This is a genomic window from Myceligenerans crystallogenes (genome assembly GCF_039529775.1).
In the GTDB taxonomy this organism is placed as follows: Bacteria; Actinomycetota; Actinomycetes; order Actinomycetales; family Cellulomonadaceae; genus Myceligenerans; species Myceligenerans crystallogenes.
The window spans coordinates 132,236-158,800 of the sequence record NZ_BAAANL010000003.1 but is presented as its reverse complement, the minus strand read 5'-3'; the positions used below and the strand labels follow the sequence as shown (position 1 = coordinate 158,800).

The window sequence follows — 26,565 nt, the reverse complement described above, 5'->3', positions numbered from 1 at the left end:
GATTCCGGGCCTTTCCGAGCCGCCTGTCGGGTTCGAACCGACGACCTTTCGCTTACAAGGCGAATGCTCTACCAGCTGAGCTAAGGCGGCGTCGCGGCCCTCCGGCTGCGAGCGGCTACAGCCTAGTCCAAGCCCGAGGGGCCACAAGCGCGGCGGCCGCCGTTTCACCCGCAGGTGAGACGGCGGCCGCCGGCCGGACGTTCAGCGAGGTCTACTTCTCGGCGGGCTCGTCGGCCGGCTCGTCCTCGGAGCCCTCGTCCGCCGGCTTGTCGCCGGACGCCCCGGCGGCGTCCTCGATCGCCGTCTTCAGCTCACCGGCGGTGCCCCAGTCGGCGAAGCGCTCGTCGTCGAGCATGACGGTCGGGGTGCCGAACTGACCGGTCTCCGGGTTGGCCAGGGCCTCGTCGGACGTGGCCTGGTCGGTGGCCGCCAGCACCCAGTCACCGAAGGTGTCGGTGGCCGATCCGTCCTTGATCCCGTCGGCGACGTCGGCGGGGACGCCGGCCTGCTCGGCGAAGCTCGCGAGCTGCTCGTCCGAGAGACCCGGCGAGTTCTCCGCCGGCTGGTTCGCGAACAGCAGGTCGTGGTAGGCGATGAACGCCTCGGGAGCCTGGTCGGCCACCCAGGCGACCGACGACGCCGCGCGGGTCGAGTACTCGGTGCCCTGCGAGGCACGGTCGAGGATCGCCACCGGGTGCACCACGAGAGCGACGTCGCCCTCCTCGCGCAGGGCGTTGATGTCCGCGCCGTTCAGGGCCTCGAACTGGCCGCAGACCGGGCACATGAAGTCGACGTACACGTCCAGCCGCGGGGCGTCCTCGACGAGGGCGCCCGCGGCGCCCTTGTCGTCGACCGGGATGCCGGTGTCGTCCACCACGCCCGCCGGGATGGCGTCGGCCTTCTCCATGCCCGTCTTCTGCGACTCCGCGATGATCAGCCAGATCGCCACGCCCAGGCCCACGATGAGCAGCCCGAGCAGTCCGAGGGTCACCATGCGGTACGTACGCTCGCGGCCCTGCTGCTTCTTCTGCAGTGCGAGAGCCTCGGCGCGTGCGGCCTCGCGCCGCTCTGCCTTGGTCGAGTTCGACATCGGGGTCCTTCTCCTCGGTGCTCGGCCGACGGCCGACGACGATCCTCCGGCGCCGGTGGTCAAGCCCGACACGCCGCCCGGCGCTCCTGCACCGGCGTGCCACAGCCTATCTACTGTGCCCTGGGAATGACCTGGGCATCGCATCACTATTCCATGACGACGCTCCAGGCACCGCCCCGGACGTAGCCCGGCCGGGGCCTCGCCGCGCACCGCGGGAGCCTCGGCCGGGCGTCACCGGATCTCCGGCCGCGCCTCGAGCGGCCACCAGTCGATCACCAGGGGTTCCGCCACGATCGCCGCCGCGCTCAGCCCGACCACGGCCATCGCCAGCACGACGACGACGCCCGCGCCCACCCGGCCGGGCGCCACCGTCGCCAGCAGCGCCCCGGCCCCGCGCCGGGTCGGCCCCGACACGGGCCCCCACCAGGCCAGCAGCATCGTCACCACCATGGCGAGCGCGAGCACCCACGTGTCCACGATCGGCGCGTTCACCCCGCCCACCGACCGGGAGGCGAGGTCGTCGAGCGGCAGCACCACGAGACGACCCGGGGCGAACAGCCACAGCCCGCCGAGCGCCACGATCGCCCCCGCGGCGGCCGCGATCAGCACCGCGGGCAGCACCCCGAACACCGACCGCACCAGGAACCACGGCAGCCTCGCCGCCGCCCGGCTCCGCCCGCCCATCGCCGTCCCGTGCCGCATCCGCCAGTTCTCCACCGAGTCCGCGAGCGCGCCCGACGTCCGGCAGATCACGCAGAGCACCACGAACGCCGCGAGCGCCCATCCCGGCCGGGTCGCCGCGGTCGCCGCGAGCGCTCCGGCGACGGCGGCGAGCGTCCCGGTCCGCAGGGGCCAGGAGGTACGCCCCGGGCCGGCTCCGGCGCCCGCCCGGGCGTCCGGCGTCGTGCCCTCGGGGCGGGCGGCGCCCTGCGCCGCTCCGGGCGAGGACACCGCGCCGACCGGATGGCTGCGCACCGAGCGCCCGTGCCCGCCCCCGCCGGCCGCCGCCGCACCCGCACCCGCACCGACCGCACCAGCCGCGCCCTCGTCGATCCGGTCCGGCCGCGGCGTCACCAGGGTCCTGTCGCCCGCCGCGGGCAGCGAGTCCGTGACGTCCGCGGGGCGCCCGCCGGCCGGCCGTACCACGTCGACCACCGCCGTCGGCCCGGCCGGCGCCGCGCCGAACCCGCCGTCGTCACCGGCCCCCGCCCCCGGCGCCCCGCGCCCTGCCGCCAGGAACGCCTCCGACGCCACCTTCAGGGACCGCCCCACCTCCGTGGGCCCCCACCGCTCGGCCGGCACCGGCCGCAGCGCGGCCTCCAGCGCCCGCGCGACGCGCGGCTCGAGGTCGCTCAGATCGGCCCGCCCTTCCCGGGACCGCTGCAGCACCAGCTCCAGCGGCCGCACCCCGAACGGGGACCGGCCGGTCGCCGCGAACGCGAGCACGGCGGACCAGCTCCACCAGTCGGTGTAGGGGGCGGGCTCGCCGCCGTCCAGCAGCTCGGGCGCGAGATATCCCGGCGTCCCCATCACGAAGCCGGTCCGCGTCGCCCGCGCGTCGCCGGGGCCCTGCGCCAGCCCGAAGTCGATGAGCACCGGCCCCTTCGGGGAGACCAGCACGTTCGACGGCGTCAGGTCCCGGTGCACCACGCCCGCCTCGTGCACGGCCTCCAGGGCGTCGCCGAGCTGGTCGGCGAGCTCGTACAGGTCGCGCGGGTCGAGCGGGCCGCGCGTGTCCACCTCCTCCTCGAGGGTCGGGCCCTCGACGAGCTCGGTGACGATGAAGGCCTCGAACGCGTCGAGCTCGACGTCGAGCACGCGCGCCACGCCCGGGTGCCGCAGCCGCTGCAGCGCGCTCGCCTCCCGGCGCAGCCGCTCGCGGGCGGCGTCGTCGTCGGTGCCGGCGAGCAGTTTGAGCGCCACGGCGCTCCCGCCGTCGTCCAGCGCGCGGTAGACCGTACCCATGGCGCCGCTACCGATCTTGCTGGTGAGCCTGTATCCGCCGATCACATCGGCCGATCCGGCGCCCCCCTCTGCTCCCATGGCGTTCACGCTAGCGGGCGAACCCGCCCAACGCGCGGCAACTCACCCGTGTTCACGTTCCTGACCTGCAACGAAGCACCATTTTCGCCCCACATGGGGTGATGGACATCACCGCCCGACCATAGGCCGCCTCGATACCCTGATCAAGGCAAGGAGACGTCAATTCAGTCCAAGGTCCATGCAGTCAACACAGAGTTGAGGTGTAGATCGTTGCCGGGCAAAGACGGAAACGACCTCGTCGTGGTGGCAAACCGCCTCCCCGTCGACTTCTCGGTGAGTCCCACCGGGGAACTGAGCTGGCAACGTTCGCCTGGAGGTCTCGTCACGGCGCTGGAGCCCGTGATGCAGCAGGCGGACGGCGCCTGGATCGGCTGGTCGGGAGCTCCCGACCTCGCGCACGAACCGTTCGACGCCGAGGGCATGCGACTGGTGCCCGTGACCCTCAGTGCCCAGGAGATCGAGCGGTACTACGAGGGCTTCTCCAACGACACGTTGTGGCCCCTCTACCACGACGTCATCGCCCCGCCCACCTACCACCGCCAGTGGTGGGACTCCTACCGGCGGGTCAACCAGCGGTTCGCGCAGGCCGCCGCGGATCACGCGGCCCATGGCGCGACCGTCTGGGTGCACGACTACCAGCTCCAGCTCGTCCCGCGCATGCTGCGGGACCTGCGCCCCGATCTGCGGATCGGGTTCTTCGACCACATCCCGTTCCCGCCGGTGGAGCTGTTCGGCCAGCTGCCGTGGCGCCGCCAGATCGTGGACGGGCTGCTGGGCGCCGACGTCATCGGCTTCCAGCGCAACGGCGACGCCGCGAACTTCGTCCGCGCCGTGCGCCGCCTCACCGACTACACGACGCGCGGCCCGGTCATCACGATGCCCGACGCCGAAGGGCGCCCCGGACGTCACGTGCGTGCGCAGGCGTTCCCCATCTCGATCGACTCGCACCGCTTCGACATGCTGGCCCGCACCCCCGAGGTGCAGGCCCGCGCCAAGGAGATCCGCCGCGACCTCGGCGACCCGGACATCGTGTACCTGGGCGTCGACCGGCTGGACTACACCAAGGGCATCCGGCACCGGATCAAGGCCTACGGGGAGCTCCTGGAGGACGGCCGCCTCGACGTCACGCGCGCCACGCTCGTGCAGGTGGCGAGCCCCAGCCGGGAGAACGTCGGCGCGTACCAGGAGCTGCGCGAGCACGTGGAGATCCTGGTGGGCCGCGTGAACGGCGAGTTCGGCGAGCTGGGCCACTCCGCCATCCACTACCTGCACCACTCGTACCCGGCCGAGGAGATGGCCGCGCTGTACCTCACCGCGGACGTCATGCTCGTCACCGCGCTGCGCGACGGCATGAACCTCGTGGCCAAGGAGTACGTCGCCGCCCGCAGCGACGAGAAGGGCGTCCTGGTCCTGTCGGAGTTCACGGGCGCGGCCGACGAGCTGTCACCCGGGCCGCTGCTGGTCAACCCGCACGACATCGACGGGATGAAGGACATCATCGTCGCCGCCTCGACCATGGACGAGAAGGAGCAACGACGCCGGATGCGGCGCCTGCGTCGCAAGATCATGACAGACGACGTCGCCAAGTGGTCCGAGTCCTTCCTCTCCGTGCTGGCGGCCGTCCAGCCGAGGCCGACGGACGAACCCCGCCACGAACCCACCGGGACCCTCGCGGAGTCCCTGCACACCTTCGCGTCGATACCCCCCGGGCGCCGTCGCCGGCGCAACGCCGAGCCCGCCGTGGCCTGGCTGATCGCCTCCGACTTCGACGGGACGCTGTCCCGGCTCGTCGACGACCCGAAGGCCAGCCGGATGACGGAGGGCTCACGCGTCGCGGCCGACCGGATCGCCGCGCTCGCCGACGAGGCGCCCGTGCGGTTCGCCCTCGTCTCCGGGCGCGACCTCAAGAGCCTGGCCGAGGTCGCCGAGGCCCCGGTCGGCTCGTTCCTGGTCGGGTCGCACGGCGCCGAGACGGGCCGGCAGACGGACCGCGGCATCCAGTCGGTCCCGCTGCAGCTCTCCCCGGCCCAGCACACCCAGCTGGACGCGCTGGTCGCGGGGTTCGAGGCGGCCGCCGCGGACCGCGAGGGCGTGTGGGTCGAGGTCAAGCCCGGCGCCGCCGTCCTGCACACCCGCCTGGCCGGGACCGACGACGCCGCCGCCGTGACCGTCGCGGCCGACGAGGTGGCCTCGAACCTGGGGCTGGCGCCCATGCACGGCAAGGACGTGGTGGAGGTGTCGGTGGTGTCGACGTCGAAGGGCGAGGCGCTGCGGCAGCTGCGCGACGTCGTCGCCGCCGAGACCGGGGCGCAGACCGTGCGCATCTTCTACTCCGGGGACGACACCACCGACGAGCACGCGTTCGCCGCCCTCGAGGCGGGTGACCTCGCGGTCAAGGTCGGCACGGGCGACTCGCTCGCGCCGCACCGGGTGCCGGACGCGGACACGCTCGCCGTCGTCCTCGAACGGCTGGCGGACGAGCTCTCGGGAGACGAGATCAACGATTGAAACGTCTCCCTGGACATGACCGAGCCACGCCGGAGTCTCACCCGGCGCCGACGCGGTCGGCCAACAGCGGGTAACGTCTTGATCAGCGGATAGTGGCCGTGCTCCCCGGAGGGGGTACGATCACGCTGCAATCTGTGTCACCGCCGACACCTCAGTGGACGCAACGACACCCGACACAACGGATCGTCCGGCACGTACCTGCCGGTGGAGGGAAGTCTCAACATGGCTACTGTCACCTTTGACAAGGCGACGCGCATCTACCCGGGCACCGAGCGCCCGGCCGTGGACGCGCTGGACCTGCACATCGAGGACGGCGAGTTCCTCGTCCTCGTGGGCCCGTCCGGCTGCGGTAAGTCCACGTCGCTGCGCATGCTCGCCGGCCTGGAGGACGTGAACGGCGGTGCCATCCTCATCGGCGACCGCGACGTCACCGACGTGCAGCCCAAGGACCGGGACATCGCGATGGTGTTCCAGAACTACGCGCTGTACCCGCACATGTCCGTCGCGGACAACATGGGCTTCGCGCTCAAGATCGCCGGCACGCCGAAGGCGGAGATCCGCCAGCGCGTCGAGGAGGCGGCGAAGATCCTCGACCTCACCGAGTACCTCGACCGCAAGCCGAAGGCGCTGTCCGGCGGTCAGCGTCAGCGTGTCGCCATGGGCCGCGCCATCGTGCGCCAGCCGCAGGTGTTCCTCATGGACGAGCCGCTGTCGAACCTCGACGCCAAGCTCCGTGTCCAGACGCGTACGCAGATCGCGTCGCTGCAGCGTCGTCTCGGCGTCACCACGGTGTACGTCACGCACGACCAGACCGAGGCGCTCACCATGGGTGACCGCATCGCCGTGCTGTCCGGCGGCATCCTGCAGCAGGTCGGCACCCCGCGCGAGATGTACGACAAGCCGGCCAACGTGTTCGTCGCGGGCTTCATCGGCTCGCCGGCCATGAACATCGGCCACTTCGACGTGAAGGACGGCCGGGCCCAGGTGGGCGGCGCGTCCATCGTGCTGGAGCGCGCGGTCGCCGACGGCATCACCGCCGCCGACGGCGGCAAGGTCACCCTCGGTTTCCGCCCGGAGGCGCTGGACGTGGTCTCCTCGGGCAGCGAGGGCGCGTTCGACGTCGACGTCACGCTGGTGGAGGAGCTCGGCTCCGACGCCTTCGTGTACGGCTCGCTGAAGAACGGCGGCGACCTGCACGCCGGTGACACGAACCAGGTCATCGTGCGCATCGACCCCAAGGCCGTCCCGGACAAGGGCGACACCATCTCGGTGACGATCAAGCCGGAGTCGACCCACGCGTTCTCCGCCTCCACGGGCGAGCGCCTGGGCTGATCCCCCTCGCACACCACGCCGAGGCAGCAGGTTCCGAGCGGGACCTGCTGCCTCGGCGCACCTGCGCCAGGAGTTCCCCATGAACCAGAACCTGCAGATCACCGCAGCGCGGCCCGACCCCGCGCTGCTCGACCTGCCCTGGCACCTCCCGCTGACCAACTGGCCGGACGACGTCCTGGCCGCGCTGCCCCGGGGCATCTCGCGGCACGTGGTGCGGTTCGTGCGGCTGTCCGGGCGGGTGCTCGCGGTCAAGGAGATCGGCGAGACGGTCGCGTACCGCGAGTACGAGCTGCTGCGGCGGCTGAACCGGCTCGACGTGCCGTCCGTCGTGCCCGTGGGAGTCATCACGGGACGCCGCGACGCGAACGGTGAGCGCCTCGAGGCCGTGCTCGTCACCGAGCACCTGCAGTTCTCGCTGCCCTACCGCGCGCTGTTCAGCCAGTCGCTGCGGCCCGACACCGCGACCCGCCTCATCGACGCCCTCGCCGTGCTGCTCGTGCGGCTGCACCTGGTGGGCTTCTACTGGGGCGACGTGTCGCTGTCGAACACGCTCTTCCGGCGCGACGCCGAGACGTTCTCCGCGTACCTGGTCGACGCCGAGACGGGCGACCTGCACCGCGAGCTGACGCCCGGCCAGCGCAACTACGACATCGACCTGGCCCGCACCAACATCATCGGCGAGCTCTTCGACCTCGCCGCGGGCGAGATGCTCGACCACGAGGTCGACGAGATCGGCATCGGCGACGCCCTCGTCGCGCGGTACAACGAGCTGTGGGGCGCCCTGACGGGCGCCGAGTCGTTCTCCGCGAACGACCGCTGGCGGGTCGACGCGCGCATCGGCGCGCTCAACCGCCTCGGGTTCGACGTCGGCGAGCTGGAGATCACCACCGACATCGACGGCACCACCGTCCGCATCCAGCCCAAGGTGGTCGACGCCGGTCACCACTCCAACCGGCTCTTCCGCCTCACCGGGCTCGACGTCCAGGAGAACCAGGCGCGCCGCCTGCTCAACGACCTCGACGCCTACGCCGCCGCGACCGGCCGGCAGAACGACGGCGAGCAGCTGGTGGCGCACGACTGGCTGCGGAAGGTCTTCGAGCCGACGATCGCCGCGGTGCCGCGTGAGCTGCGGCGCAAGCTCGAGCCCGCGCAGCTGTTCCACGAGGTGCTGGACCACCGCTGGTTCGCCTCGGAGAAGGCGGAACGGGACATCCCGATGACGGAGGCGGTGACCTCCTACGTCGAGGACGTCCTCCGCCACCGCCCGGACGAGAAGGCCCTCCTAGGCCTCAAACCGGGCGAGACCCCGCCGGAGGACGACCCGGAGTCGGACTACTTCCACCTGGGAACCTGATCCACCCGGCAGACGCCGACCATGTCATCTCGGTCGATGGAAGCGCCACCATCAACCGAGATGACATGCTCGCGAGCCGTCAGGCGCCGCGGCGCTGCTTCGAGACCTCGTAGAGGGCTATGCCGCCCGCTACCGCCGCGTTCAGGGACTCCGTGGTGGCCGCGATCGGGATCGAGGCGACGGCGTCGCACGCCTCGCGCACGAGCCTCGACAGGCCCTTGCCCTCGGACCCGATCACGAGGACCAGCGGGTCGGTCGCGAACGCGACCTCGCTGACCTCGGTGTCGCCGCCGGCGTCGAGCCCGACGATGAAGCAGCCCGCCTTCTTCAGCGCCTCCAGCTCGCGCGTGAGGTTCGTCGCGCGCGCCACCGGGACGCGCGCAGCCGCACCGGCGGAGACCTTCCAGGCCGACGCCGTCATGCCCGCCGCGCGGCGCTCGGGCACCAGCACGCCGTGGGCCCCGAAGGCACCCGCCGAGCGCAGCACGGCGCCGAGGTTGCGCGGGTCCGTCACGCCGTCCAGCGCCACGATCAGCGGCTGCTCGCCGGCGGCCGCGGCGGCGTCGAGCAGGTCGTCGGAGTCCGCGTACACGTACGGCGGCACCTGGATCGCGACGCCCTGGTGCACCGCGTTGTCGGTCAGCCGGTCGAGCTCCAGCTTGGAGCCCTCGACGAACTTGAGGGACCGGGCGGCCGCGAGCTGGAAGATCTCCTCCGTGCGGTCGTCGGCGTCCAGCTTGGAGGCGATGTAGACGCAGTTCACCGGCATCTGGGCGCGCAGCGCCTCGAGGACGGCGTTGCGCCCGGCCACGATCTCCGTCGCGTCTCCACGCCGGCGCGACTTGGACACCGGGCCGCGCCCGCCGGGCACCCGCTCGGTCGCGGCGCGCTTCTCCGCGGCGACCTTCCGCTTGTGGGCCACGTGGTAGACACGGTCCTCCGCCTTGGGCGTCGGCCCCTTGCCCCGCAGCGCCCGGCGGCTCTGCCCGCCGCTGCCGATCTGCGGGCCCTTCTTGGTGCCTGGCTTCCGCGTCGCGCCGCGACGCTCCGAGTTCCCTGCCATGGTGTCTTCCTTCCGGCCGCTGCCGCGGCATCATGCATCGACCGGTTCCCCGGATCTGTCGTTCAGGACGTGCCGTCCATGCTGTCAGGCGAGCGTCCAGCGTGCGCCGTCCGCGGAGTCCTGTACCTCGATCCCCGCGGCGGTGAGCCGGTTCCGGATCGCGTCGGCGGCCGCCCAGTCCTTCGCGGCCCGGGCCGCGACGCGCGCCTCCAGCTCGGCCCTGACCAGCGCGTCGAGTGCGGCGGCGTGCCGGTCACCGGCGGGCGCGGCCCACTGCGGATCTGCCGGGTCCAGCCCGAGCACGTCAAGCATCGCACGGACCGCGACCAGCCCGGCACGCGTGGCACTGTGATCTCCCGCGGCGAGCGCGCTGTTCCCGGCCCGCAGGTGCTCGTGCACGACGGCGAGCGCGGCCGGCGTGTTCAGGTCGTCGTTCATGGCGTCCGCGAACGCCTCCGGCACGTCGGCCTTGGCGATCTCGTCCGCCGGGACCTCCCCGACAGCCTCGCTCGCCCGCGTGACGAACCCGGTCAGCCGCTCCCACGTGGCCTGCGCCTCGTCGAGCGTGTCCGCCGCCCAGTCGATCATGGACCGGTACTGCGCCGAGGCGAGCGTGTAGCGGACCACGGGAGCCGGGGCCTGGGCCAGCAGCTCGCTCACGAGCAGCCCGTTGCCCAGCGACTTCGACATCTTCGTGCCCTGCTGGGTCACCCAGGCGGTGTGCATCCAGGTCCGGGCGAACCCGTCGCCCGCGGCCCGGGACTGCGCCTGCTCGTTCTCGTGGTGCGGGAACCGCAGGTCCAGGCCGCCGCCGTGGATGTCGAACTCCGCGCCGAGGTACCGGCGCGCCATCGCCGAGCACTCGAGGTGCCAGCCCGGCCGCCCGCGGCCCCACGGCGTCTCCCACGAGGCGGTCTCCGGCTCGCCCGGGCGCGGCGCCTTCCACAGCGCGAAGTCGTGCGGGTCACGCTTCTGGACGGCCACGGCGTCCGCGTCGGCCGGCGGCACGTCGTCGTCCTCGACCCCGAGATCGTCGGGCTTCTGCCGCGTCAGCTCGCCGTACGCGGGCCACGACCGCACGTCGAACCAGACGTTGCCCTCGGTGGTGGCATACGCGTGACCCTTGTCGATCAGCGTGCGCATCAGCACGATCATCTCGGGCACATGCCCGGTCGCCCGCGGCTCGTAGGTCGGCGGCAGCACCCCGAGCGCGTCGTACGCCGCGGTGAACACCCGCTCGTAGGTGGCGGCGTGCGCCCACCACTCGACCCCGGCCGCGGCGGCCTTGGCGAGGATCTTGTCGTCGATGTCGGTCACGTTGCGGATCAGCGAGACCCGCAGCCCCTGCCGCGTGAGCCAGCGCCGCAGCACGTCGAACGCCACGGCCGGCCGGAGATGCCCGACATGCGGGGCGCTCTGCACGGTCGCACCACACAGGTAGATCCCGACCTCACCCGGAGTGATGGGGCGGAAGTCTCGCACTTCCCGGGTCGCCGTGTCGTACAACCGAATGTTCACCTCACCAGCCTACCGGCGCCCCCCGCCGCAGGGCCCGGAGTTATCCACAGCCCGCCGGATCAGCCGAAGTTCCGCCCCTCACCCCGGTAGGTCGGGACGGTCCCGACGATCTCGTCGCCCCGGAGCAGCTGGACCTCGTCGAAGCGCTCCATGAGCTCGCCGGCCTTGGCGTGGCGGAACCAGGCGCGGTCCCCCGTGCGCAGCGGCCGCGCCGCCGGACGACGCCGGCCGGCCCGCAGCGGCGTCTGCACCTCTCCGGCGCCCTCCCGGCCCGAGAGCGCCCAGCCGGGCGTCACGACGCGCGGCTGCCGCGCGGCCGAGTGCGGTCCCGAGGCGATGTAGCCGCCGGAGTACGCGGTCACCCAGCCGGGCGCGGGTTCGCGGACGACGTCGAGGCCGAAGAACGCCGACGGGCGCGGCCGGAACGCGCGGTACCCGTCGAACAGGCCGGGCACGAAGAGCCCCGATCCCGCCGTCACCTCCGTGACCCCGGGCCCGGCCGACGACGTCTCCAGCGACCCCGTCCCGCCGGAGTTCACCAGCTCCAGGTCAGGCCCGACGACGTCACGGGCCGCCGCGATCATCTCGGGACGACGGCGGTCCAGGTCCCGCACCGACAGCCTCTTCACCACCCGCACCGCGGGGCTCGCGTCGGGCAGCCCGGCGACCTGCGCCTCGTAGAACATCAGCCCGCGCAGCCGGAGCCCGGGCGCCCGCGCCACGACGCCGGCCAGCCGCCCGACGTCGTCGGCCGTCCGCAGCGGCGACCGCCGTACCCCGAGATGCACCGGCCCGGCCCGCAGGCTCGCGTCCACGTCGAGGCACACCCGCACGGGGGCGGCGGGCGCTCCCGCCGCCGGTCCCCCGTCCCCACCCGGGACGGCCGCGTCCGCCGGCGTCCCGGCCGCGGCCATCGCCCCGGCGATCAGCACGACGTGAGCCGCCGAGTCGATCATCAGCGTGACCGCCCGCCGGGCCGCCGGATCCGCGGCGAGCTCCGCGATCGCCCCGCGGTCCACGCTCGGGTAGCCCACCAGCACGTCGTCGAACCCGCGGGACGCGAGCCACAGCGCCTCCCGCACCGAGTACGCCATCACCCCGGAGAAACCGGCCCCGAGCGCCCTCTCCGCGAGCGCACGCACCCGCACCGACTTGGTCGCCAGCCGCACGGGCACGCCCCCGGCCCGCGCCAGCAGGTCGCGCGCGTTCGCGTCGAACCGGTCGAGGTCGACGACGGCGACCGGCCCCGGTATCCCGGCGGTCGCCGCGGTGAGCCGAGTGGCCAGGCCCCCGCCCGCCGGCCCCATCAGCCGAGGACCTTGCGCGTGTAGCGGTTCATGAGGACGCCCTCCGGATCGTGTTCGAGCCGCACCCGGGCGGCGTCGTCGAACCGCGGGTAGAGCGGTGCGAGGTCGTCGGCGTCGCGCGTGTGCAGCTTCCCCCAGTGTGGCCTCCCGCCGGCCGTCACGAAGATCCGCTCGGCCGCCTCGAAGTACCGCGAGTACGGCAGGCGCCAGTACTGGTGCACCGCCACGTAGGCCGTCTCGCGCCGGTACGCCGTGGACAACCAGACGTCGTCGGGCGCCGTGAACCGCACCTCGACCGGGAACGGCACGTTCTCGCCGGACCGGCGCAGCCAGGCGTCCACCTCCGCCACGACCTCGCCCGCCAGCTCGCGCGGGATCGCGTACTCCATCTCCCGGAACCGCACCCGCCGCCGCGTGCAGAACACCTGGTGCGACGGCGCCTGATAGGTCCGCGGGGACAGGGCGCGCGCCGAGACGGCGTTGAGCCGGGGCGTCAGGGACCCGAACGCGGTCGCCACCTGGTTGAGCGCCTCGAACGCCCCGTTGGACAGCACCTCCTCGTCGAGGAAGGACCGCGCGGCGCGCCCCGCGCGCTCCAGCCGTCCGGGCGCGCCGGGCGCCACCCGCGTGTTGCGCAGCGTGAGCGCCCGGCCGGTGGCGGGGAAGAAGTAGAACTCGAAGTGATCGCTCGTGGCGACGACGCCGTCCGGCCCGTCGAGCGACTCCAGCACCTCGGCCAGCGGCGCGGGCCGCTCCTCGGCCAGCAGGTCGTAGGCGGGCACGGCCTCCAGGGTCACCGCGGCGATGATCCCTGTGGTCCCCAGCCCGAGCCGCGACGCCTCGAACAGCGGGTCGCCCGGGCCGACGTCGTGCACCGCGCCGTCCGTGCCGACGACGCGCAGGCCGCGCACCTGCGCGGCGAGCCCGCCGAACCCCGCGCCCGTGCCGTGCGTGCCCGTGGAGATGGCGCCGGCGATCGACTGCCGGTCGATGTCGCCGAGGTTCTCCAGGGCCAGCCCGCGCCCGGCGAGCAGCCGGTTGAGCTGGTGCAGCCGGATCCCGGCGCCGACCGTGACGAGCGCGTTCCCCGTGCCCGGCAGCGGCTCGACGCGTTCGAGCGCGTCGAGGCGGTCCAGGCTCAGCAGCACGCCCGACGTCGTCGCCGCCGGGGTGAACGAGTGCCCGCCGCCCGCGGCCCGCACGGACCGCCCCGCGGCGGCCGAGCGGGCGACGACATCGGCGAGCTCCGCCTCGGACCCCGGCGCGGCGCGCCCGGCAGGGCTGCAGGACGCGGTCCGGGCCCAGTTGCTCCAGATCAGCGGCTGGTAGGAGGGTGTTTCATGCACGACGTCGGACACCCGGGCACTATGCCATGCCCAGCCGGTGCACGACAGAGCCCGCGCGGGTCATTTCCGGTCGAACGCCGGGACCATGTAGCTCAGCACCAGGCGCGCGAGCTCGTCGAAGGCCCGCTGGGCGACGACGTCGTCGCGGTCCACCAGCCAGCCGATCTCGATCCCGTCGATCTGCTGGGCCACGAACCGCGACAGGAAGTCGATGTCCACCGAGAACCGGGAAGCGGCGCGGTCCGCCAGCCGGTTGAGGTACTCCTTGGTCATCCGGTAGCTCTGGTCCAGGTGCCCCTGCGCCACCTCGCGCAGCACCCGGTTGCGCACGCCCGCCAGTGCGAACTCGAAGGTCAGCAGGCGCATGTGCTGGTTCTGCTTGAGACCGTCGAGCAGCGAGGTCGCGGCCGCCTCCACCAGGGTCTCCGGATCGTGGCCCTGGTCCAGCGCGGCGAGCGCGGGCTCGGACGCGGTGAGCGCGATCGCACGCCCCATCGCGCGCAGCATCTCCGCCTTGTCCTCGAAGCAGTAGTGGACCGTGCCGAGCGAGATCTCGGCCTCCTGCGCCACCGCGCGCACGGAGACGGACTCCACGCCCTCACGAAGCGCGACGCGAAGGCCCGCCTCGACGATCTCCTGGCGACGCTCGTCGAGCGTTCTTCGTCGTGACCCACGCGAATCTGACATCAGTTCTCCTCGTCGAGAGCCGCTGGGGGCGAGGCGGATGAAGCCACGGCGGACCGGGGCCCGTCCGCTGCCGACGCCGGCGGGGAAGGCTGGGCAACGATCAGTGCCGTGGCGATCGCGGCGACTCCTTCGCCGCGTCCGGTGAGACCGAGCCCGTCCGTCGTCGTCGCCGACAGGCTCACGGGCGCTCCCGCGGCAGCCGAGAGCGCGGCGACGGCCTCGGCGCGCCGGGGGCCGATCTTCGGACGATTTCCTATCACCTGGACGGACACGTTCCCTATGGTGAACCCTGCCGCCCGAACTCGCCTAGCGGCTTCGCCCAGCAAGCGCGTTCCCGAGGCGCCGGACCACTCCGGCGCGCTGGTGCCGAAGTTCGACCCGAGGTCGCCGAGGCCCGCCGCGGCGAAGAGCGCGTCGGCCGCGGCGTGGGCCGCGACGTCGGCGTCGGAGTGCCCGGCGAGCCCGCGCTCCCCCGGCCAGTGCAGGCCGCCGAGCCACAGCTCGCGCCCGGAACCCTCCGGCGCGAAGGCGTGCACGTCCGTCCCGATGCCGGTACGCGGCAGCGGGTAGGGGACGGCGCCGGTCATGCGCGCCCCTCCAGCTCGAGCTCCGCGAGGCGCAGGTCCCGCTCCGTGGTGATCTTCGCGGCCGCGGCGTCGCCGGGGACGATGTGGACCGGCTCGCCCAGGGCCTCCACGAGCCCGGCGTCGTCGGTCGCGGCGAGGTCCTCCGAGACGGCGCGCTCCCGCCCCGCCTCGTGCGCGCGGACCAGGAGCTCGCGCGCGAAACCCTGCGGTGTCTGGACCGCGCGGAGCACGGACCGGTCGGGGGTGGCGACCACGGGCTCGACGTCGCCGCCGGGGGTCACCTGCTTGACGGTGTCCGTCACGGGAAGCCCGGGGACGACGGCGCCGTGCCCCGCCCGCACCGCCTTGACCACCCGCTGCACGAGGTCGGCGGGGATGAGGGGGCGGGCGGCGTCGTGCACGAGAACGACGTCATGGCGGGCGTGCGCCGCCTCGAGACCCGCGGCGACCGACGCCTGCCGGGTGGGGCCGCCGCCGACCACCGTGACAGGGACGGTGATGCGATCATCGGCGGCCAGGAGATCGGAGACGACGTCCCGCAGGCCGTCGGGTGCGGTGACGATCAGTGCGTCCACCACACCCGAGCCGACGAGGCGGCGCGCGGCGTGCAGGACGAGAGGGGAGCCGCCGAGGTCGACGAGCGCCTTGGGAAGATCACGGCCGAGGCGGGCGCCGGAGCCGGCGGCGGTGAGAATCGCGAGCGTGGTCATGTCTCATGGCCCCGCTGGCGGGGACGGCTGCGCCGGAGCGCTCAGCCGGCCAGGACCTCGTCGAGAATGGCCTCGGCCTTCTCCTCCTCGGTCTTCTCCGCGAGCGCGAGTTCCGAGATCAGGATCTGCCGGGCCTTGGCCAGCATGCGCTTCTCCCCTGCGGAGAGACCGCGATCGGCGTCGCGGCGGGACAGGTCCCGCACGACCTCGGCGACCTTGATCACGTCGCCCGACGCCAGCTTCTCCAGGTTCGCCTTGTACCGGCGCGACCAGTTGGTGGGTTCCTCGGTGTAAGGTGCGCGCAGCACCTCGAAGACGCGCTCGAGGCCCTCCTGACCGACGACATCGCGGACCCCGACCAGGTCGACATTCTCTGCCGGGACCTCGATCGTGAGATCGCCCTGGGCGACCTTGAGCTTGAGGTACATCTTTTCCTCGCCCCGGATCTTGCGGGTCTTGACCTCCTCGATCAGGGCCGCGCCGTGGTGCGGGTAGACAACCGTCTCGCCTACTGTGAACGTCATCTGCAGATGTCCCCTTTCCAGGACACAAGGTTACCACGCGGCGGTTCGTCAATTTCCTCTGCCGGAAGTGTTGGACCTCGCGATGAGGTATCATGTCGCCGCAGGTCACCAGGTATTTTCCGCGGCTCGCGGGCCGCGCGCCCGGCATGAAACCGGCACCCTCGCATCGATCTGATCACACACTCTTTGCTCAATTTTTGGCGTTCCCGGAATGACACGCGCCCCTTTTGCGGCACTGAGTTCATCCCGTCACGGTTGCCCGGAACCCGGTCCCCGGGAGTCCTCCCGGAGCGCGGTGACGCACGCCACGCGAAACCGGCACCGGACGGGCACGCCTGGGCGCACCCGGGGGCCGCGCGCCCATTAGGATGAAGGCGATCCACAGCCTTGACCACCAGGGAGTAGACCGTGTCCCGTCGCACCACCGCCCCCAGGCGCGCCCGCACCGTCGCCGTCGCGGCCGTCGCCGCGGCGGGTGCCGCCCTCCTGTCGGCATGCGCCCCCACGACGACCACCCTGAACTACTCGCCGTCCGACGGCGTGACGGTGTCCGTGGGCGCCGAGGAGGTCAGCGACTTCACCAAGCTGCGCGGCCTCAACCTCATGGTGGTCTCCGCCGAGGAGGGGGCGCCGGGCCATCTCCTGGGCGCCCTGACGAACGACACCCAGGACGACGTCACGTTCACGCTGTCGCCGGACGGCGCCGCCCCCGCCACGTTCGACGTCGCCGCGGGCGAGACCCTCTACCTCGGCGGCGAGTCGGGCGAGCCGGTCCTGCTCGACACGGTCACGGCGTCCCCGGGCGCGAGCGTGCCGAGCACGCTCGAGGCCGACGGCGTCGCCACCGAGTTCTCCCTGCCCGTGGTCGACGGCGCCCTGCCGGAGTACGCGGACTACGTGCCGGCGCCGTCCGGCTCGGCGTCCCCGGGCGAGTCCGCGTCCCCCGCCGAGGACGCCGAGGCCTCGGCCACGCCGGAGGATCCCGCGTCCCCCGAGGAGTGAGCGGCCCGCCCGCCACCGGGACTTCATCTCCGGGTCACGTCGCCATCCTGCATTCCCGGCATCCCGGCCGGTAGGGTCCGTACCGGAAGACGAGCCGCCCGGCTCGCCGTCGTCCGCCGCACGACGGGCGCGCGCATCGACTCTGAAGGGCTCGAAGGTGTTCCTGCGAACCACGTCCCCAGTCCGCCGGCGGCGTCCCGGACGGCGAAGCACCCGGCAGCGGCTGGCCGCCCTCGGTGCCACCGCGCTGCTCGCCGGCACCCTGACGGGCTGCTCGGCCGTGGAGGGCCTGCTCGGCGGTGGCGGCGGGGAACCCGAGGTCACGCGCGACAGCGAGGGCCAGGTCACGGCGGAGACCACCACCGCCCCGGGCGCCGCCCAGGTCGGCGACTGCCTCGGCACGATCCCCCAGGGCACCTTCACCGAGCTGCCCGTCGTCCCGTGCGACAAGGAGCACCGCGGCGAGATCTACGCCGAGAAGAAGCTCCCCGAGGGCAAGTTCCCGGGCGACAAGCAGGTCGCCGACGAGGGCAACACGTTCTGCAAGGCCGAGTTCGCGACCTTCGTCGGCATGCCGTTCGACGAGTCCGAGCTCTACTTCGTGGCCTTCTACCCCACCAAGGGCAGCTGGGCCGAGAACGACCGCCTCATCCAGTGCGTCCTGGAGGCCGAGAAGCCGACCACGGGCACCCTCGAGGGCGCCGAGCGCTGACGCGCGCGAACGAACGACGGACGGAACACTCGGTGTTCCGTCCGTCGTTCGTCGTCACCCGTGCCGATCAGCCGAAGCGGCCCGAGACGTAGTCCTCGGTGGCCTTCTCCGTCGGCGAGCTGAAGATCGTCGCGGTCTCGTCCATCTCGATGAGCTTGCCGGGCTTGCCGGTGCCCGCGATGTTGAAGAACGCCGTCTTGTCGCTCACGCGCGCCGCCTGCTGCATGTTGTGCGTGACGATGACGATCGTGTAGTCCTTCTTCAGCTCCTGGATGAGGTCCTCGATCGCCAGCGTCGAGATCGGGTCCAGGGCCGAGCACGGCTCGTCCATCAGCACGACCTGCGGCTTGACCGCGATGGTGCGCGCGATGCAGAGGCGCTGCTGCTGGCCGCCGGACAGGCCCGAGCCCGGCTTGTCGAGCCGGTCCTTGACCTCGTTCCAGAGGTTCGCGCCGCGCAGCGAGGCCTCGACCAGGTCGTCGGCGTCGGACTTGGTGATCCGGCGGTTGTTCAGCTTCACGCCGGCCAGGACGTTGTCCTTGATCGACATCGTGGGGAACGGGTTGGGCCGCTGGAACACCATGCCGACGTTCCGGCGCACCGCCACCGGGTCGATGTCGGGGCCGTAGAGGTCGACGCCCTCGAGCAGCACGCTGCCGTCCACGTACGCGCCGGGGATGACCTCGTGCATGCGGTTCAGCGTGCGCAGGAAGGTCGACTTACCGCAGCCGGACGGGCCGATGAAGGCCGTCACGGAGCGCGGCTCGATGCTCATCGAGACGCCCTCGACCGCGAGGAAGTCGCCGTAGTAGATGTTGACGTCCTTGACGTCGATGCGCTGGGCCATGGGAGAGATCCTTCGTGTGTGCGCCGGGTGCGAGGGGTTGTCTGCGCGCCTCAGCGCAGCTTCGGAGCGAACCATCGGTTGACGAGGCGGCCCGCGATGTTCAGGAGCATGACGATCACGATCAGCGTGAGGGCGGCGCCCCAGGCGTTCTGCATCGAGATGTCGACGACGCAGTCGAGCTGACCCTCGCGGCACGTGGCCGGACCCTGGCTGTACTGCCGGTAGGTGAAGACCGGCAGCGTCATCATCCGGCCGTCGAAGGCGTTCAGGTTGATCGAGTCGGTCACACCCGCCGTGATCAGCAGGGGGGCCGTCTCGCCGATCACGCGCGCGATCGCGAGCAGGATGCCGGTGGTGATACCGGCGACGGCGGTGCGGAGCACCACCTTGACGATCGTGAGCCACTTCGGCACGCCCAGGGCGTAGGACGCCTCGCGCAGCTCGTTCGGGACGAGCTTGAGCATCTCCTCGCAGGACCGCACGACCACGGGGATCATCAGGACCGAGAGCGCCAGGGCGCCCATGAAACCGGTCCGGGTGCCCGGGTCGAGGAAGATCGTCATGAGCGCGACGACGAACAGGCCCGCGACGATCGACGGGATACCGGTCATGACGTCCACGAAGAACGTGACCGACCGCGCGAGCTTCCCGCGCCCGTACTCCACGAGGTAGATCGCGGTCAGCAGCCCGATGGGGATGGAGATCAGAGCGGCCCAGCCGGTCACGATCAGGGTGCCCATCGTGGCGTGGTAGATGCCGCCCGACGGGTCCCCGCCGAAGATCCCGCGCATGGAGGTCATCAGGAACTCGGCGCTCATGCGGCCCGTGCCGTTCGTCAGCACGGTCCACAGCAGCGAGATCAGCGGGATCATCGCCAGCGCGAACGCGCTCCAGATGAGGACCGTCATGAACCGGTCCATGGCCTTACGGCCCGGCTCCGCTGCGGTCAGGAGGGCCCGCGTACGCGCGGTGGAGTCCGCGGTGGGGGTTGCGGTGCTCATCAGTTGGCTCCCGAGAATTCCTTGCGGCGCGCGACGATTGCGCGGGCGGTCATGTTCACGGCCATGGTGATCAGGAAGAGTGCGAGACCCGTCGCGATCAGCGCGTTGACCGCCAGGCCCGTGGCCTCACCGAAGTCCAGGGCGATGAAGCTGGCGATCGTGCTGTGCTGGGCCGTCGTCAGGATCTCGAACGAGTAGACGAGGAATCCGGGGCTGATGATCATGAGCACGGCCATGGTCTCGCCGAGCGCACGCCCCAGTCCCAGCATCGCGGCCGAGATCACACCGGACCGCCCGAACGGCAGGACTGCCATCCGGACCATCTCCCAGCGCGTCGCACCGAGGGCGAGCGCGGCCTCCTGGTGGAGCTTCGGCGTCTGGTTGAAGACCTCGCGCGACACGGCGGTGATGATCGGCAGGATCATCACCGCGAGCACCACGGCCACGGTGGCCAGCACCTTGCCGGTCGCCGCGACGTCGCCCGCGAACAGCGGGAACCAGCCGAAGACGTCGCCCAGCCAGAACCAGAAGGGCTTGAGCACGGGGGCCAGCACGATGAATCCCCACAAGCCGTAGACGACCGACGGGATCGCCGCCAGCAGGTCGACCAGGTAGCTCAGCAGCTGCGCCAGGCGCGGCGGGGCGTAGTGCGAGATGAACAATCCGATGCCCATCGCCACCGGCATCGCGACGGCCAGCGCGAGCAGTGCGGCGAGCAAGGTGCCGAAGATCAGCGGCCCGGTGAACTCCAGGAGCGAGGTGCCGTCCGGGATGCGGCCGACAGCTGCGGACACCTCCTCGTCCGACGCGATGATGGCCGGCCAGGCGCGAAGAAGCAGGAAGAGCGCGACCGCGGCAAGCGTGGCCAGGATCAGGGCGCCGGCGCCGGTGGCGATCCATCGGAAGATCCGGCTGAAACCGCGCTCGGTGTCACCGCTGCTGCGGCGCCGCGGGGCGCGGGGCGGGGGGGACACCGCTGCGGCTGTTGGACTGTCGGTGGTGGTCACGCAAACTCCTTGGGCTGCATCTCTACCAAGTCCTGGGAATTATCTCAGTGCGACACGCCGAAGCCGACGGCAGGTCCGAGGGCCGCGAGAAGCGGTTCCGGACCGGCCGCCGGCGTCGGCGTCAGCCTGATAGACCGGGATCAGCCGGCAGCCGAGATGGTCTCGACGGCGCCGAGGTACTCGTCGCGGAGGGCCTTCTCGACCGGGGCGGAGCCCGCGGTCTCGGTGCCCTGGGCCTGGCCCTCGTCGCTCAGGATGTACGAGTACAGCCCCTTCACGAGGTCGGCGGTCGCCGCGTCCTCGTACGTGGCGCAGGCCACGTGGTACGAGACCAGGACGATCGGGTAGGTACCCGCGATGTCGCGCTTGAGGTCGTACTCCCACACCGTCTCGGCGGTGCCCTCGACACGCGGCGACTTCGAGACGACGGCGGCCGCGGCCTCGGCGCTGTACGGGACGAACTCGTCGCCGACACCCACCGCGACCGTGCCCAGCTCACCGATCTGGGAAGCGTCGGCGTAGGTGATCGCGCCGTCGGTCGACGTGGCCGTGCTGACCACACCGGAGGTGCCCTGCGCCGAGTCCTGGCCCTTGACCGGCCAGACGTCCTCGACCTCGAAGTCCCAGACGTCGGGCGTCACGGTGCTCATGTACTCGACGAAGTTCTCGGTGGTGCCCGACGGGTCGGAGCGGTGCACGACCGTGATGTCGGTGTCGGGCAGCTCGACGCCCTCGTTCTCGGCCGCGATCGCCTCGTCGTTCCACTTGGTGATGTCGCCCTTGAAGATCTTGGCGATCGTCTCCGGGGACATGTTGACCGACTCGACGCCCTCGAGGTTGAAGGCGACGGCGACCGGGCTGATGTACCCCGGGTACTCGATGATGTCGCTGCCGCAGGTCTCCTCGGCGGCCTTCATCTCGTCCTCGTCGAGGGCGGAGTCGGTGCCGATGAACGGGAAGGCGCCGGCGATGAACTGCTCGCGGCCCGTACCGGAACCGGTCGGGTCGTAGTCCACCGTCACCTCGGGGTTGAGGCTCTGGAAGCCGGCGCGCCAGGCCTCCATCGCGGCCTCCTGGGACGACGCACCGCCGCCGCTGAGGGTGCCGGAGAGCGACGAGCCCTCGGTGGCCTCGCCGGTCTCGTCGCTACCGCCGCCGGTGTTGGGGTCGGTACCGCACGCGGCGAGGGTCAGCGCGAGCGCGCCGACCATGGCGGCGGAACCAGCACGGGTGAATCGGCTGAGCTTCACGTGTCTTCCATCCTGTCAAGATCTGGGTGCGACGTCGGTTGTCCCGACGTCTGCCACGACGCTAGGGAGACGGGATGACCTGCCTCCGATGACAAAGTGAACGCAAGATGAACAGTGTCAAGGTATGGATCACAGTTCAGCCACGCTCATTCCTGCTCATGGTCATCCGTCCGATTGCGGACGGCAACCTTTTCACCCTGTGGCGCGCGGCGGATGAAAATTGAGGTCAGCCCAGGTAGATCGCGTCCGCGGCCTCGGTCACGCGGCGCTCCAGGAATCCCGAGATCGGCGCGCTGCCGGCCGCCTTCGCGGCGACCCTCTGGCCTTCCGGCGAGGCGATGTACCCGAGGAATTCCTTGACGAACCGGCCCGTCGGCTTGTCCGTGTACCGGGAGCACACGATCACGTACGACACCAGCACCAGCGGGTACGCGAACGACTCGGTGGTCCTGCGGTCGATGTCGTAGGCGAGATCGTGCTGCGTGCGGCCCTCGATGACCTGGGAGACGTCGACCGTGGAGGCCGCGGCCTCCGGGGTGTAGGAGACGAACTCGTCGCCCACCCTGATGGCAGCGCTCCCCAGGCCCTTGGTGGCGGACGCGTCCGCGTACGTCACCGCGCCCACGTTCGCCTTCACGAAGTCCGTGACGCCGCTCGTGCCGTCCTCGGCCCTGCCGCCCTCCAGCGGCCACACACCGTCCGGCTCGTGCGGCCAGTCGGCGGACGCGACCTTGCTCAGGTAGTCGGTGAAGTTCTCGGTGGTGCCGGAGTCGTCCAGCCGGTGCACCGGCACGATCGGGAGGTCCGGCAGCTTCACGTCCGGGTTGTCCGCGGCGATCTCGGGCGCGTTCCAGGTGGTGATCGCGCCGCCGAAGATCCTGGCGATCACGTCGGCCCGGAGGTTCAGCGTCTCGATGCCCTCGAGGTTGAACGCGACCGAGATCGGGCTGATGTACACCGGCAGGTCGATGCCGTTGCCCCCGCCGCAGATGTCCACGGAGCTCGCGAGCTCGTCGGTGTCCAGCGCGGAGTCCGACGCGCCGAACGCGACGTCTCCCGCGAGGAACTTCTCGCGCCCGTCGCCCGAGCCGATCGCCTCGTAGCTGATCCTCACCCCCGGCGTCCGCTCGGTGTACCCGTCGATCCAGGCCGCCATCGCCTTCTCCTGGGCGGTCGAGCCCGCCCCGGCGAACGAACCCTCGACCACGAAGTCGGCCGGGGGCTGGTACGTGGCGCCCACGGCCTGACTGCACGCGGCGAGTGGGACGACGAGGGAACCTGTGACGATCACCGCGGCGACACGCCGGTACTGGGGGTTCATGACTCTCGAACCTAGGCACGCCCCTTGAAGTCCAAGGGTGCCCCCGGCAAACACCAAGTGAACAGCGCCAGTGATCTCCCGCACGTCACAATTCAGACACCTGCGCTTGACCTGCAGTTTTACTGCCGTGCGGATCTCGCGACCCGCACGGCCCGGTCACTCCTCGGAGTCAGCCAGCTTGTAACCCAGACCGCGCACCGTGAGCAGGTACCGGGGCGTTCCCGGATCGGGCTCGATCTTCGAGCGGATCCGCTTGACGTGCACGTCGAGGGTCTTGGTGTCGCCCACGTAGTCGGCGCCCCAGACCCGGTCGATAAGCTGGCCACGGGTCAGCACGCGGCCGGCGTTCCGCAGCAGCAGCTCCAGCAGGTCGAACTCCTTCAGCGGCAGCGAGATCGTCTCGCCGTTCACCGTCACGGTGTGCCGCTCGACGTCCATCGTCACCGGACCCGCCTCGAGCACGCCGGCGTTGTCGTCGCCCACCTGCTCCACGGGCTGGCGGCGCCGCAGCACCGCCCGCATGCGCGCGAGCAGCTCACGGAAGGAGTACGGCTTGGTGACGTAGTCGTCGGCGCCCAGCTCCAGCCCGACCACCTTGTCGATCTCCGAGTCCTTCGCCGTCAGCATGATGACCGGCACGTCGCCACGGGCCCGCAGCTCGCGGCACACCTCCGTGCCGGAGAGGCCGGGCAGCATGAGGTCCAGGAGCACCAGGTCCGCTCCCTCGGCGTCGTAGGCCGCCAGCGCGTCGTTGCCGTCCGCCGCCTCGATCACCTCGAATCCCTCACGGGCGAGCTGGTAGGTCAACGGGTCGCGGTACGACTCCTCGTCCTCGACCACCAGGATGCGCGTCACGCGCCTACCTCCTCGTTCGTCGCCGCCGGGTCCGTCCCGGCTCCCATCTCACCGGTCCGGGGCTTTGCCCCCGGGCCGGCAGTCCTCGTGGTCCGCCCATCGTCCCGCACGCGGTCGCCGATGTCCGGCGACGTGCCGCGGGCGGCGGGGATCACGCGTTCCGGCGGAACCGCCCCCTCCCCGGCCGACGGGAGGCGCAACGTGAACGTCGACCCGCGGCCCGGCTCGGACCACATGGTGACGTCCCCGCCGTGATCCGCGGCGACGTGCTTGACGATCGCGAGGCCCAGCCCGGTGCCCCCGGTGTCCCGGGAGCGGGCCGGATCGACGCGGTAGAACCGCTCGAAGACCCGGTCCTGCTTGCTCTCGTCGATGCCGATCCCCTGGTCGACGACGGCGATCTCGACGAGCCCGCGGTTCTCGGACACGCCCACGCCCACGCGGGTGGCGGGCGCGGAGTAGGCCACGGCGTTGTCGAGCAGGTTCCGTACGGCGGTCACCAGCAGGCTGTGGTCCCCGTAGACGACGCCGTCGAGGGTCCCGCCCGCCGTGACGGCGATGTTCTTGGCCTGCGCTGCGGTCCTCGCCCGGTCCACGGCCTCGTCGACGACGGCGCGCACCGAGACCGGCGTGTCCTTCTGCACCGCGCCCTGCGACTGGAGGCGCGACAGCTCGATGATCTCCTGGACCAGCTCGGACAACCGGTGGGCCTCACGGTGCATGCGCTCGGTGAACCGCCGCACCGCGACCGGGTCGTCGGCGGCGTCGCCCACGGTCTCCGCCAGCAGGGCCAGGGCCCCGACCGGCGTCTTCAGCTCGTGGGACACGTTCACGACGAAGTCCCGGCGGATGGCCTCCACGCGGGCGGCCTCGGTGCGGTCCTCCGCGAGCACGAGCACGCGCTTGCCCAGCGGCGCGACGCGCACCTGGAGCAGCACCGTGCCGCTCCCCACGGGGCCGCGCGGCAGCTCCAGCTCGCGCTCCTGGATCATCCCGTCCCGGCGCACCTGGGCGACCATGTCGCGGATCGCCGCGTGCGAGATGGCGTCGTTGCGCACGACGTTCAGCGCGTAGGCGGGCGGCGAGGCCCGGATGACCTCGTCGTCGTCGTCCACGACCACGGCCGCGGAACGCAGGACGGACAGCACGCGGACGAGACCGTCGTCGAGTTCCGCGGCGGGGGCCTCCGGCCCCCTGCGCTGACGACGTTCGGAGACACGGAACGCGAGCACGGCGACGACGCCGACGACGACGCCGACGATTCCCGCGCCGAGCACCGAGACCCCCTGGATGAATCCGTCCACCTGCCCAGGGTAGGCAGTCCCGTCCAGGAGTCCTGACCATCACGGCGATTGCCCGAGGGGTGTCACCAGGAGTTCATTCTTCGACGGGCGGTCGTTAACCTGAGGGTTTACGTTCGGGTGCGACGCTGTGCGTCACGTCGGCCGAGCGTGCCGATTGCGCGCCCGCGCGGCCGGCCCGCGCCCCGCCCCCGCCGGGCGCAGACTCTGGAAGGACAGCGATGCGACAGATCTTCGAGGCCGAGCTGCAACAGGTCGGTGACGACCTCGCCGAGATGAGCCGACTCGTCGAGTCGGCGATCACCAAGGCCGGCAAGGCGCTGCTGCAGGCGGACCTGCAGCTGGCGCAGGAGGTGATCGCCTCCGACAAAGCGATCGACCAGCTCGAGGCCAAGCTCGACGAGCGGTGCGTCCACCTGCTCGCCCAGCAGGCGCCGGTCGCCACCGACCTGCGCGTCATCGTCAGCGCGCTGCGGATGAGCTCCTCCCTGGAGCGCATGGGCGACCTCGCCCGGCACGTGGCCCAGGTGGCCCGGGGCCGCTTCCCCGCCCAGGCGATCGTCCCGGGCGCGGCGGACATCTTCGCCAAGATGGACGAGGCGGCGGTGAACGTGGCCCAGCGCACGACGCGCCTGCTGGAGACCCGCGACCTCGAGGTCGCGGAGGCCGTCGAGCGCGACGACGACCTGCTGGACGAGCTGCACCAGTCGACCTTCGGCGCCCTGCTGGGCGAGGACTGGTCGGGCACGGTCCAGGAGGCCGTGGACATCACGCTGGTGGGCCGCTACTACGAGCGCTTCGGGGACCACGGGGTCTCGATCGCGAAGCGCGTGACGTTCCTGGTGACGGGGGACTTCCCCGAAGACCACCAGTAGCCGGTGGACGAGTGGCCAGGATCTGCCGCGGTGCGGCGGATCCTGGCCACTCGTGTGTCAGCGGGATGCCCTTGGGCGCTTCCTCGGACTGCGCTTCGGGCGGGAGCCTCGTTCCTCGGCTCCCACCCTGCGCTGCGTCCTCGTCAGCGGGATGCCGTCAGGCCGCTTCCTCGGACTCCGCTGCGGGCGGGAGCCTCGTTCCTCGGCTCCCACCCTGCGCTGCGTCCTCGTCAGCGGGATGCCGTCAGGCCGCTTCCTCGGACTCCGCTGCGGGCGGGAGCCTCGTTCCTCGGCTCCCACCCTGCGCTGCGTCCTCGTCAGCGGG

General features: G+C 71.7%; 23 protein-coding genes and 1 tRNA gene. 6 read left to right on the top strand and 18 right to left on the bottom strand.

What is annotated here, in order from left to right; all coding sequences use genetic code 11:
* Positions 1-17: 17 nt before the first annotated feature.
* The 3 genes from ABD208_RS08365 to ABD208_RS08355 all read right to left on the bottom strand — a co-directional run bounded on the left by ABD208_RS08365 (position 18) and on the right by ABD208_RS08355 (position 3,133).
* Positions 18-90, bottom strand: a tRNA-Thr gene (locus ABD208_RS08365).
* A 121-nt stretch (positions 91-211) separates the two neighbouring features.
* Entirely contained in the window at positions 212-1,090 is an 879-nt protein-coding gene (locus ABD208_RS08360) for a DsbA family protein (RefSeq protein ID WP_344101495.1), read from the bottom strand.
* Between the two features lie 231 nt (positions 1,091-1,321).
* Entirely contained in the window at positions 1,322-3,133 is a 1,812-nt protein-coding gene (locus tag ABD208_RS08355) for a serine/threonine-protein kinase (RefSeq protein ID WP_344101493.1), read from the bottom strand.
* Between the two features lie 240 nt (positions 3,134-3,373).
* On the opposite strand from ABD208_RS08355, the gene ABD208_RS08350 reads away from it, so the two are divergent.
* The 3 genes from ABD208_RS08350 to ABD208_RS08340 all read left to right on the top strand — a co-directional run bounded on the left by ABD208_RS08350 (position 3,374) and on the right by ABD208_RS08340 (position 8,327).
* Complete coding sequence (locus ABD208_RS08350; RefSeq protein ID WP_344101491.1) at positions 3,374-5,641, top strand: bifunctional alpha,alpha-trehalose-phosphate synthase (UDP-forming)/trehalose-phosphatase; 2,268 nt, start codon at positions 3,374-3,376, stop codon at positions 5,639-5,641.
* 222 nt (positions 5,642-5,863) lie between these two features.
* Positions 5,864-6,973 (top strand): ABC transporter ATP-binding protein, encoded by a 1,110-nt coding sequence (locus ABD208_RS08345; RefSeq protein WP_344101489.1) that lies wholly within the window; start codon positions 5,864-5,866, stop codon positions 6,971-6,973.
* Positions 6,974-7,052: 79 nt separating this feature from the next.
* Positions 7,053-8,327, top strand: coding sequence for a DUF4032 domain-containing protein (locus ABD208_RS08340; protein WP_344101487.1), 1,275 nt, complete (start codon positions 7,053-7,055; stop codon positions 8,325-8,327).
* A 79-nt stretch (positions 8,328-8,406) separates the two neighbouring features.
* On the opposite strand, the gene rlmB is transcribed toward ABD208_RS08340, so the two are convergent.
* The 8 genes from rlmB to ABD208_RS08300 all read right to left on the bottom strand — a co-directional run bounded on the left by rlmB (position 8,407) and on the right by ABD208_RS08300 (position 16,069).
* Positions 8,407-9,390: a 23S rRNA (guanosine(2251)-2'-O)-methyltransferase RlmB gene (rlmB, locus tag ABD208_RS08335; RefSeq protein WP_344101485.1), complete on the bottom strand. Its 984-nt coding sequence runs from the start codon at positions 9,388-9,390 to the stop codon at positions 8,407-8,409.
* An 84-nt stretch (positions 9,391-9,474) separates the two neighbouring features.
* Entirely contained in the window at positions 9,475-10,908 is a 1,434-nt protein-coding gene (gene cysS, locus ABD208_RS08330) for a cysteine--tRNA ligase (protein WP_344101483.1), read from the bottom strand.
* A 59-nt stretch (positions 10,909-10,967) separates the two neighbouring features.
* Positions 10,968-12,215, bottom strand: a complete 1,248-nt coding sequence (locus ABD208_RS08325) for a type III PLP-dependent enzyme domain-containing protein (protein ID WP_344101481.1) — start codon at positions 12,213-12,215, stop codon at positions 10,968-10,970.
* Positions 12,215-13,534 carry a D-arabinono-1,4-lactone oxidase gene (locus ABD208_RS08320; RefSeq protein WP_425561091.1) on the bottom strand — a complete coding sequence of 440 codons (1,320 nt, stop codon included), beginning with the start codon at positions 13,532-13,534 and terminating at the stop codon, positions 12,215-12,217. The genes ABD208_RS08325 and ABD208_RS08320 overlap by 1 nt, the downstream gene beginning before the upstream one ends.
* An 87-nt stretch (positions 13,535-13,621) precedes the next feature.
* Complete coding sequence (locus ABD208_RS08315; RefSeq protein WP_344101477.1) at positions 13,622-14,248, bottom strand: TetR/AcrR family transcriptional regulator; 627 nt, start codon at positions 14,246-14,248, stop codon at positions 13,622-13,624.
* Complete coding sequence (gene ispF, locus ABD208_RS08310; protein ID WP_344101475.1) at positions 14,248-14,835, bottom strand: 2-C-methyl-D-erythritol 2,4-cyclodiphosphate synthase; 588 nt, start codon at positions 14,833-14,835, stop codon at positions 14,248-14,250. Before ispF ends, ABD208_RS08315 begins: the two co-directional genes overlap by 1 nt.
* A complete protein-coding gene (gene ispD, locus ABD208_RS08305) occupies positions 14,832-15,545 on the bottom strand; it encodes a 2-C-methyl-D-erythritol 4-phosphate cytidylyltransferase (protein ID WP_344101473.1) in 714 nt (237 codons plus the stop codon). The genes ispF and ispD overlap by 4 nt, the downstream gene beginning before the upstream one ends.
* Positions 15,546-15,586: 41 nt before the next feature.
* On the bottom strand, positions 15,587-16,069 hold the full coding sequence (locus ABD208_RS08300; protein WP_192861750.1) for a CarD family transcriptional regulator: 483 nt from the start codon (positions 16,067-16,069) through the stop codon (positions 15,587-15,589).
* A gap of 408 nt (positions 16,070-16,477) precedes the next feature.
* On the opposite strand from ABD208_RS08300, the gene ABD208_RS08295 reads away from it, so the two are divergent.
* Complete coding sequence (locus ABD208_RS08295) at positions 16,478-17,071, top strand: hypothetical protein (protein WP_344101470.1); 594 nt, start codon at positions 16,478-16,480, stop codon at positions 17,069-17,071.
* 157 nt (positions 17,072-17,228) lie between these two features.
* Positions 17,229-17,783: a septum formation family protein gene (locus ABD208_RS08290; protein WP_344101468.1), complete on the top strand. Its 555-nt coding sequence runs from the start codon at positions 17,229-17,231 to the stop codon at positions 17,781-17,783.
* Between the two features lie 67 nt (positions 17,784-17,850).
* Here the strand turns inward: ABD208_RS08290 and pstB are convergent, their stop codons facing one another.
* The 7 genes from pstB to ABD208_RS08255 form a co-directional block, all read right to left on the bottom strand.
* Positions 17,851-18,630: a phosphate ABC transporter ATP-binding protein PstB gene (gene pstB, locus ABD208_RS08285; protein WP_344101466.1), complete on the bottom strand. Its 780-nt coding sequence runs from the start codon at positions 18,628-18,630 to the stop codon at positions 17,851-17,853.
* 50 nt (positions 18,631-18,680) lie between these two features.
* Entirely contained in the window at positions 18,681-19,631 is a 951-nt protein-coding gene (gene pstA, locus ABD208_RS08280) for a phosphate ABC transporter permease PstA (RefSeq protein WP_344101464.1), read from the bottom strand.
* On the bottom strand, positions 19,631-20,638 hold the full coding sequence (gene pstC / locus ABD208_RS08275; RefSeq protein WP_344101462.1) for a phosphate ABC transporter permease subunit PstC: 1,008 nt from the start codon (positions 20,636-20,638) through the stop codon (positions 19,631-19,633). The genes pstA and pstC overlap by 1 nt, the downstream gene beginning before the upstream one ends.
* Before the next feature lie 140 nt (positions 20,639-20,778).
* Positions 20,779-21,888, bottom strand: a complete 1,110-nt coding sequence (locus tag ABD208_RS08270) for a phosphate ABC transporter substrate-binding protein PstS (RefSeq protein ID WP_344101460.1) — start codon at positions 21,886-21,888, stop codon at positions 20,779-20,781.
* Between the two features lie 226 nt (positions 21,889-22,114).
* Complete coding sequence (locus tag ABD208_RS08265; protein ID WP_344101458.1) at positions 22,115-23,209, bottom strand: phosphate ABC transporter substrate-binding protein PstS; 1,095 nt, start codon at positions 23,207-23,209, stop codon at positions 22,115-22,117.
* Between the two features lie 156 nt (positions 23,210-23,365).
* Positions 23,366-24,064 (bottom strand): response regulator, encoded by a 699-nt coding sequence (locus ABD208_RS08260; RefSeq protein WP_344101456.1) that lies wholly within the window; start codon positions 24,062-24,064, stop codon positions 23,366-23,368.
* Positions 24,061-25,368: a sensor histidine kinase gene (locus tag ABD208_RS08255; RefSeq protein WP_344101454.1), complete on the bottom strand. Its 1,308-nt coding sequence runs from the start codon at positions 25,366-25,368 to the stop codon at positions 24,061-24,063. Before ABD208_RS08255 ends, ABD208_RS08260 begins: the two co-directional genes overlap by 4 nt.
* Positions 25,369-25,586: 218 nt before the next feature.
* Between ABD208_RS08255 and phoU the strand changes: the two genes are divergently transcribed.
* Complete coding sequence (gene phoU, locus ABD208_RS08250) at positions 25,587-26,240, top strand: phosphate signaling complex protein PhoU (RefSeq protein WP_344101452.1); 654 nt, start codon at positions 25,587-25,589, stop codon at positions 26,238-26,240.
* The last annotated feature ends 325 nt before the right edge of the window (positions 26,241-26,565 follow it).

Coding starts and splice junctions, on each gene's coding strand:
- ABD208_RS08360 (WP_344101495.1), bottom strand. CDS start 1,090: ATGTCGAACTCGACCAAGGCAGAGCGGCGCGAGGCCGCACGCGCCGAG.
- ABD208_RS08355 (WP_344101493.1), bottom strand. CDS start 3,133: ATGGGAGCAGAGGGGGGCGCCGGATCGGCCGATGTGATCGGCGGATAC.
- ABD208_RS08345 (WP_344101489.1), top strand. CDS start 5,864: ATGGCTACTGTCACCTTTGACAAGGCGACGCGCATCTACCCGGGCACC.
- ABD208_RS08340 (WP_344101487.1), top strand. CDS start 7,053: ATGAACCAGAACCTGCAGATCACCGCAGCGCGGCCCGACCCCGCGCTG.
- rlmB (WP_344101485.1), bottom strand. CDS start 9,390: ATGGCAGGGAACTCGGAGCGTCGCGGCGCGACGCGGAAGCCAGGCACC.
- ABD208_RS08325 (WP_344101481.1), bottom strand. CDS start 12,215: ATGGGGCCGGCGGGCGGGGGCCTGGCCACTCGGCTCACCGCGGCGACC.
- ABD208_RS08315 (WP_344101477.1), bottom strand. CDS start 14,248: ATGTCAGATTCGCGTGGGTCACGACGAAGAACGCTCGACGAGCGTCGC.
- ispF (WP_344101475.1), bottom strand. CDS start 14,835: ATGACCGGCGCCGTCCCCTACCCGCTGCCGCGTACCGGCATCGGGACG.
- ispD (WP_344101473.1), bottom strand. CDS start 15,545: ATGACCACGCTCGCGATTCTCACCGCCGCCGGCTCCGGCGCCCGCCTC.
- ABD208_RS08300 (WP_192861750.1), bottom strand. CDS start 16,069: ATGACGTTCACAGTAGGCGAGACGGTTGTCTACCCGCACCACGGCGCG.
- pstB (WP_344101466.1), bottom strand. CDS start 18,630: ATGGCCCAGCGCATCGACGTCAAGGACGTCAACATCTACTACGGCGAC.
- pstA (WP_344101464.1), bottom strand. CDS start 19,631: ATGAGCACCGCAACCCCCACCGCGGACTCCACCGCGCGTACGCGGGCC.
- ABD208_RS08265 (WP_344101458.1), bottom strand. CDS start 23,209: ATGAACCCCCAGTACCGGCGTGTCGCCGCGGTGATCGTCACAGGTTCC.
- phoU (WP_344101452.1), top strand. CDS start 25,587: ATGCGACAGATCTTCGAGGCCGAGCTGCAACAGGTCGGTGACGACCTC.